Origin of the sequence: Rhodopseudomonas sp. BR0C11 (assembly GCF_010820945.1) — a bacterium.
GTDB lineage: Bacteria > Pseudomonadota > Alphaproteobacteria > Rhizobiales > Xanthobacteraceae > Rhodopseudomonas > Rhodopseudomonas palustris_H.
The window spans coordinates 1-7,692 of record NZ_QTKI01000229.1; the positions used below are offsets into that span (position 1 = coordinate 1).

At 64.8% G+C, this 7,692-nt stretch carries 7 protein-coding genes and 1 pseudogene; 5 read left to right on the plus strand and 3 right to left on the minus strand.

Annotation, left to right across the window (positions count from 1 at the left end):
- Positions 1 to 233: pseudogene (locus DYI24_RS16905) on the plus strand (hypothetical protein); the annotation flags it as partial.
- Between the two features lie 12 nt (positions 234 to 245).
- Here the strand turns inward: DYI24_RS16905 and sseA are convergent.
- From sseA to DYI24_RS16920, 3 genes are all read right to left on the minus strand, one after another.
- Complete coding sequence (gene sseA / locus DYI24_RS16910) at positions 246 to 1,106, minus strand: 3-mercaptopyruvate sulfurtransferase (protein ID WP_164573129.1); 861 nt, start codon at positions 1,104 to 1,106, stop codon at positions 246 to 248.
- Between the two features lie 196 nt (positions 1,107 to 1,302).
- The gene (locus tag DYI24_RS16915; RefSeq protein WP_107345374.1) at positions 1,303 to 1,719 is read right to left on the minus strand and encodes a rhodanese-like domain-containing protein; all 417 of its coding nucleotides are present in this window, start codon (positions 1,717 to 1,719) and stop codon (positions 1,303 to 1,305) included.
- Between the two features lie 147 nt (positions 1,720 to 1,866).
- The gene (locus tag DYI24_RS16920; RefSeq protein ID WP_107345375.1) at positions 1,867 to 3,042 is read right to left on the minus strand and encodes a vWA domain-containing protein; all 1,176 of its coding nucleotides are present in this window, start codon (positions 3,040 to 3,042) and stop codon (positions 1,867 to 1,869) included.
- A gap of 169 nt (positions 3,043 to 3,211) precedes the next feature.
- Here DYI24_RS16920 and DYI24_RS16925 point away from each other — a divergent pair, with 169 nt between their 5' ends.
- The 4 genes from DYI24_RS16925 to DYI24_RS16940 all read left to right on the plus strand — a co-directional run.
- On the plus strand, positions 3,212 to 5,146 hold the full coding sequence (locus DYI24_RS16925; protein WP_164573130.1) for a diguanylate cyclase: 1,935 nt from the start codon (positions 3,212 to 3,214) through the stop codon (positions 5,144 to 5,146).
- Between the two features lie 154 nt (positions 5,147 to 5,300).
- Positions 5,301 to 5,555, plus strand: coding sequence for a GlsB/YeaQ/YmgE family stress response membrane protein (locus tag DYI24_RS16930; RefSeq protein ID WP_013501497.1), 255 nt, complete (start codon positions 5,301 to 5,303; stop codon positions 5,553 to 5,555).
- A 115-nt stretch (positions 5,556 to 5,670) separates the two neighbouring features.
- A complete protein-coding gene (locus tag DYI24_RS16935) occupies positions 5,671 to 6,513 on the plus strand; it encodes an AAA family ATPase (protein WP_164573131.1) in 843 nt (280 codons plus the stop codon).
- A gap of 412 nt (positions 6,514 to 6,925) precedes the next feature.
- Positions 6,926 to 7,692: Rieske 2Fe-2S domain-containing protein (locus DYI24_RS16940; protein WP_164573132.1), on the plus strand; the 767-nt coding region annotated here is incomplete at its 3' end.

The following is a 7,692-nucleotide window of genomic DNA, read 5'->3' on the forward strand; positions in this document are numbered from 1 at the left end:
CCAACACCACCGCACCCAGCGCGGCCACGCCTGCGGCCCCGGCCGCAGACACCCCGACCACCGATGTCACTGGATCGATCGGCGAAACCCTGCCGCCGCCGGACGCGACGCCGCTGCCGGTGGCGCGCCCGAAGCCGGTGGTCCGGCGCCCGCTGAAGAAGCGCCGCCAGGTGGCGCGGCGGCGTACGCCGCGCGCCGAGCAGCCGCAGTCGGGATCGGGTACCGGTCTGTAAGAGAAGCTGCGGTTACGCCGCTGGACCGGTTGCGACCGGCGGACCGTCCTGAAGGCCCCATTCCGACCACGAGCCGTCGTACAGCGCCGAGCCGCGCACGCCGAGCCGATACAGCGCCAGCGTCAGCACCGCCGCCGAAACACCGGAGCCGCAGCTCGTGACCACCGGCCGGCCGAGATCGAGCCCTGCCCGCTCGAACGCCTGCCGCAGATCAGCCAACGGCTTCATCGTGCCGGTCGCAGCGTCGAACAGTTCGTTGTAGGGCAGATTGCGGCTGCCCGGGATGTGGCCGGCGCGCAGGCCGGGACGCGGCTCGGCGACACTGCCCTCGAACCGCGGCGCGGCGCGGGCGTCGATCACCTGCTCCGCCCCGCTATCGAGATTGGCGACGAGCTGATCGCGGCTGCGGATGAACGACGCATCGAGCTTGGCGCTGAACCGGCCGGGCGTAATCGTCGGCTTGCCCGACTCGGTCGGCCGGCCCTCGGCCGCCCATTTCTTCAGCCCGCCGTCGAGGATCCGAATGTCGGCATGGCCGAACGACAGGAACATCCACCACGCCCGCGGCGCCGCAACCCAGCCGCCTGCATCATATGCGACCACGGTATCGCCGGACGAGATGCCGAGCGCCTCGACGTCGCGCGCGAACTGCTCGGCGCTCGGATACATATGCGGCAGCGAACTGCTGTGATCCGATACCGCATCGACGTCGAAGAACACCGCGCCCGGAATGTGCGCGGCGAGATAATCGTCCGCCGGCAACGGCAGTACGCCGGGCATCTTGAAGCTGGCGTCGATGATCTTGACGGTCGGATCGCCGAGCCGCGCAGCGAGCCAATCAGTGGAGACCAAGGGATCGGTGTGAGTGGTCATGGGATGGCCTCGGAGAGGTCGAAGGAAATCAAGCCCACCCCGTCATTGCGAGGAGCGCAGCGACGAAGCAATCCAGCTCAGTGCACGAAGCTGGATTGCTTCGCTTCGCTCGCAATGACGAAGAAAGCAAGCGACACGCGGGTCAAGCCCGCGTGTGACGATCCGACAGCGGAGATCGACTCCCAATGCGCCGCGCTCACTTCTTCTTGGGCGCCCAGGCTTCGATCGGGCCGCCGGCATCGCGCCAGGCGCCGAAACCACCCTCGATGTGAGCGACCGGCTTCAAGCCCATGTCCTGCGCGGTCTTGGCGGCGAGCGCCGAACGCAAGCCACCGGCGCAATAGAACACGAACTTCTTGTCTTCCTGGAAGATCGGCTTGGCGTACGGGCTCTGCGGATCGATCCAGAATTCCAGCATGCCGCGGGTGCAGGAGAACGAGCCCGGAATTTTGCCGTCGCGCTCGATCTCGCGCGGATCGCGGATGTCGACGATCACCACGTCGCTGGCGCCGGACTTGTGCAACGCGATCGCGTCCGCGGTCGTCAGCGTCTCGATCGACGAATTGGCCTCGTCGAGCATCGTCTTGATACCGCGGGTGATGGTCTGGGGCATGGTCGTTCCTTGTTTTCGTTTCTTATCAGTTTTGGTTGGTTATGCCGGGACGCGCGCAGCGCGAACCCGGCATCTCGGTGTGTAGATCCGGGAGATTCCGGGTCCCGAGCTGTCGCTCGCGCCCCGGAATGACGGCGCGATCTAATCCTAGCGCACCAGCTCGCGCATCGCGCCTTCCAGGCCTTCGATCGTGATCGGATACATCCGCTCGGAGAACAGGCGGCGGATAATGGTGGTGGATTCCGAATAGTCCCAGTGCCGCTGCGCCACCGGGTTCAGCCACACCGCGTGCGGATAAGTGCGGAGCACCCGCTCCAGCCAGACGTGACCGGCCTCTTCGTTGACGTGCTCGACTGAGCCGCCCGGCACCATGATCTCGTAAGGCGACATCGACGCGTCGCCGACGAACACCACTTTGTAGTCGTGCGGGAACTTGTGCAGCACGTCCCAGGTCGGGGTGCGGTCGGTGAACCGGCGCTTGTTCTGCTTCCACACGCCTTCGTACAGGCAGTTGTGGAAGTAAAAATATTCCATGTGCTTGAATTCGCTCTTGGCCGCCGAGAACAACTCCTCGACCTGAGCGACGTGGCTGTCCATCGAGCCGCCGATATCGAAGAACACCAGCACCTTCACCGCATTGCGGCGCTCGGGGCGCATATGCACGTCGAGATAGCCGTGATTGGCGGTCTCGCGGATCGTGGTGTCGAGATCGAGTTCGTCCGGCGCGCCGGTGCGGGCGAACTTTCGCAGGCGGCGCAGCGCCACCTTGATGTTGCGGATGCCGAGTTCGACGTTGCCGTCGAGATCCTTGAACTCGCGCTTGTCCCAGACCTTCACGGCGCGCTGATGCCGGCTCTTCTCCTGGCCGATCCGCACGCCTTCTGGATTGTAGCCCTGTGCGCCGAACGGCGAGGTGCCGGCGGTGCCGATCCACTTGTTGCCGCCCTGGTGGCGTTTCTTCTGCTCCTCGAGGCGCTTTTTCAGCGTTTCCATGAGCTTGTCCCAGCCCATCGCCTCGATCTGCTTCTTCTCCTCCTCGCTGAGATACTTCTCGGCGAGCTTCTTCAGCCATTCGGCCGGGATTTCCGCCTTCTCCATCGCGTCGAGCAGGTTTTCCAGGCCCTTGAAGGTGGCCCCGAACACCCGGTCGAACTTGTCGAGATTGCGCTCGTCCTTCACCAGCGCGGCGCGCGACAGGTAGTAAAAATTCTCCACGCTCTGATCGGCGAGGTCGGCGTCGAGCGCCTCCATCAGCGTCAGATACTCGCGGAGCGTGACCGGAACCTGGGCGTCGCGCAGCGACGTGAAGAATTGCAGGAACATGAACGACAGATTGCCCGACCCTGCAGCCCCGTCAAGACAGAATACCTCCGTTGCGACTGTTGAAAACTCGCCCCGATGCGCCCGATAGGCGCAAATCCGAGCAATGGAATTATGACTCAGTAAAGCATCCGGGGTGCAAGCACAGGCGCCTTACGAATGGCCTTTGTCGATGTCCCCTCGCCCTCTCCTGTTCCGAAGCTGGATCGGCCGCGTCTCCACCGCGACGCTGGTCGTCGCGATATTCGTGATCGCGCTCAGCGCCAGCGTGCTCGGGCTGGTGGTGTGGAAGGGCTACGACTCCCGCAAGATCGCGCTGGCGCAGAATGAAACCGAGATACGGAATTTGGCGCACTCGCTCGCCGAGCACGCCACCCACACCTTTCAGGGCGCCGACGTGGTGCTCGACGACATCGTCTCGTTCCTGAAGTGGCGGCCGAATCCGGGCGACGCCTTCAACGAGCGGCTGCGCGCCCTCGTCGACAACCTGCCGCAACTCACCGACGTCGCGATCACCGATGCGGCCGGTAACATCAAATACGCCTCCGTCACGCCGGTGCCGCAGCTCAACAATGCCGATCGCAGCTATTTCCGCTACCACCTCGATCATGACGACAACCAGCTGCTGATCACAGGCCCGATCCAGTCCCGCACCTCGGGGCACTCGATCTTCGCCGTCAGCCGCCGGTTGGAGACCGAGCACGGCCGCTTTGCCGGTGTGGTGGTGGCGACCATCGCGGGCGATTACTTCCGCGATTTCTACAAGTCCATCGATCTCGGCATCGGCGGCAGCATCAGCCTGCTGCACAGCGACGGACGACTGCTGATCCAGTGGCCGTCGCTGCAGAGCGGCCGCGACATGTCGAATTCCGTGCTGTTCCAGAAGGCGCTCCCCCACAGTCCCGACGGCTTCTATCTCACGGTCTCGCCGTTCGATGGCCTGTCCAAATATCTCGCCTACCGGCAGATCACCCGCTATCCGCTGGTGGTGACGGTGGCGCGCACCGAAGAGGCGGTGCTGGCGGGATGGCGCGAGGCGGTGCGTTCCGACGCGGCGGTCGCGACTGCGATGCTGGCCTGCGTCGTGCTGCTCGCGGCAGGCCTTGCGGCACAACTGCGCACCCGCCAGGAAGTGCAGAACCTGCTGCGCGAACGCGACGCGCATTATCGGCTGATCGACGCCAACATGGGCGACGTCATCGTGCTCAGCGACGAGGTCGGCATCCTGCGGTTCGTATCGATGTCGGTCGAGACTGTCCTCGGTCTGAAGCCCGATCAACTGGTCGGCCGCTACTGGACCGTGTTGGTGCACCCCGACGATGTGCCGTTGGTCGAGGCGGTCGGCGCCCAGTTGCCGGATACGCCGGCCGGATTGTGCGTCGAGTTCCGGATGCGCTGTCCCGAGGGGCGGCTGGTCTGGCTCGAAGCCAATTTCGCCTATACCCGGAACGAAGACGGCCCCACCGATTGCATCGTCAGCACCTTGCGGGACGTCACGCGGCGCAAGGCGATCGAAAAAGAAGTCGAAGACCTCAATACCCGCCTGGCGGAATTGGCGCGGACGGACGGCCTCACTGGTCTTCCCAACCGCCGATCGCTCGACGGATTCGTCGGCCGTGTCATCACGTCGGCGCCGACGCTGTCGGTGCTGATGATCGACGTCGACGACTTCAAAGGCTTCAACGATCATTTCGGCCACCAGGGCGGCGACGACGCGCTGCGGCAGCTCGGCCATCTGTTCGCCGGCCTGGTCGCAGGGGTGCACGGCTTCGCGGCACGTTACGGCGGCGAGGAGTTCACCATCGTGCTGCCGGGCACCGATGCGGCCGCTGCGAGGGACTTCGCCGAGACCCTGCAGGCCGCGGTGCGCGCACTCGAGATCCGGAATCCCGCGTCGGCCCGCGGCTGCGTCACGGTGAGCGTCGGCATTGCCTGCGGCGCCGCCCCGTGCGACTCCACCGTGCTGCTGCGTGACGCCGATATCGCGCTGTATGAAGCCAAGCGGCGCGGCCGCGACTGCTGCGTCACGGCAGCTGCCGCCTTCGTCGAGGACGCCGCACCGCTGCAGCCGGATCATCACTCGGCCGACGCCGACGCAACCTCGTAGCGCGGCCACCAGCGATCACTACAATCAGCGCGCGCAGTCCGCCGCTTGCCGCAGCCTGCAAAATCGGTAGCCTGTCCCGCAGGATGCGCGCTAAAGTCGCGCCTGTTGCCGGTGCATAGCGCCGGCAGCGAGACGAACAAGGACGAGGAGCGCAATGGGGATCGATTCCATTCTGGTCTGGCTTCTGGTCGGCGCGGTCGCCGGCTGGCTCGCCGGGCTGATCGTTCGCGGCGGCGGATTCGGACTGGTCGGCAATGTCGTGATCGGCATCGTCGGCGCCGTGGTTGCGGGCTGGCTGTTGCCGTTCCTCGGCGTCAATCTCGGCGTCGGAATTTTCCGCGCGATCATCAATTCCGCAATCGGCGCCGTGATCGTCCTGGTGCTGCTGGCGATGATCCGCAGAGCCTGATACCGACACCGCCTGCCAGCGGTCGCTGCCTGCGGCCGCTCCCTCTCCTCCAACCACCACCAATCAACAAACAACAACAACGGCGCGCGCGCCGGATCAGACGAGGCTGAAACGCATGAAGTTCACCGGCACCAAGGATTATGTGGCGACCGACGACCTCAAGGTCGCCGTCAATGCGGCGATCGTGCTCGAACGGCCGCTCCTGGTGAAGGGCGAGCCCGGCACCGGCAAGACGGTGCTGGCGGAGGAAGTATCCAAGGCGCTGAACGCGCCGCTGCTGACCTGGCACATCAAGTCGACCACCAAGGCGCAGCAGGGCCTGTATGAATACGACGCGGTGTCGCGGCTGCGCGACAGCCAGCTCGGCGATCCGCGCGTCTCCGACATCAAGAACTACATCAAGCGCGGCAAGCTGTGGGAGGCGTTCACCGCCGAGCACCGCCCGGTGCTGCTGATCGACGAGATCGACAAGGCCGACATCGAATTCCCGAACGACCTGCTGCTCGAACTCGACCGGATGGAATTCCACGTCTACGAGACCGGCGAAACCATCAAGGCCGCCAAGCGCCCGATCGTGGTGATCACCTCGAACAACGAAAAAGAACTGCCGGACGCCTTCCTGCGCCGCTGCTTCTTCCACTACATCAAGTTCCCGGACGCCGACACCATGCAGGCGATCGTCGACGTCCACTTCCCCGGCATCAAGCAGCGTCTGGTCGCCGAAGCGCTGAAGATCTTCTTCGAAGTTCGCGACGTCCCAGGCCTGAAGAAGAAGCCGTCGACCTCCGAACTGCTCGACTGGCTGAAGCTGCTGCTCAACGAGGAAATGACGCCGGAGCAGCTCAAGGAACGCGACCCGCGCAAACTGATCCCGCCGCTGCACGGCGCGCTCCTCAAGAACGAGCAGGACGTGCATCTGTTCGAACGACTGGCGTTTTTGAGCCGGCGGGAAGTGTAGCAACCTCTCCCGCCGTCATTCCGGGGCGCGCGTAGCGCGAGCCCGGAATCCCGAGATGGTCTGCGCGCTGCGTTCACCCCAGCAGGTAGCCGCATGAGCGTCGCGACATGCGGGTCTCGTGCGGCCCCGCCTCTCGCTGCGCTCGCGGGCTACGCGCTGAGCCGGTGCGCGGTCTGAGGCGCAGGCTCAAGATCGATCCATAAGAATTTGCGTCATGGCCGGGCTTGTCCCGGCCATTTTCGTTGTCGGCTCAGTCCTTTACCGCCTTGCCAGCTCAGCGAGCAGCGCTCCTCAAGCGGCTTTCTGTATACATCTATTACCCAATACGCGGCCGATTTTGCAGCTTCTCCTTGTCATCCTACCTTTCCTGTATACAATCTGAACCCAATCAATAATGCACAGGGAGGCCACGATGCCCGCCTTTCCGCTCAACGCCTGGTATGCGGCGGCCTGGGACGCCGACATCAAGCACGCGCTGTTTCCGCGCACGATCTGCGGCAAGCATGTCGTGATGTATCGAAAGGCAGACGGCAGCGTCGCCGCGCTGGAGGACGCCTGTTGGCACCGTCTGGTGCCGCTGTCGAAGGGCCGACTCGAGGGCGACACCGTGGTCTGCGGCTATCACGGGCTGAAGTTCAATCCGCAGGGTCGCTGCACCTACATGCCGTCGCAGGAGACGATCAATCCGTCGGCCTGCGTGCGCTCCTATCCGGTGGTCGAGCGGCATCGCTTCGTCTGGTTGTGGATGGGCGATCCGACGCTGGCCGATCCGGCACTCGTCCCCGACATGCACTGGAATAACGATCCAGCCTGGGCCGGCGACGGCAAGACGATCTACGCCAAATGCGACTGGCGCCTCGTCGTCGACAATCTGATGGACCTCACCCACGAGACCTATGTGCACGGCTCGTCGATCGGCAACGAGGCGGTGGCCGAGGCGCCGTTCGACGTCACCCATGGCGACCGCACCGTTACCGTGATGCGCTGGATGCACGGCATCGAACCGCCGCCGTTCTGGGCCGCGCAGCTCGGCAAGCCGGGCCTGGTGGATCGCTGGCAGATCATCCGGTTCGAAGCGCCGGGCACGGTGACGATCGACGTCGGCGTAGCGCCGGCCGGCACCGGCGCGCCGGAGGGCGATCGCTCGCAGGGCGTCAACGGCTTCGTGCTCAACACCAT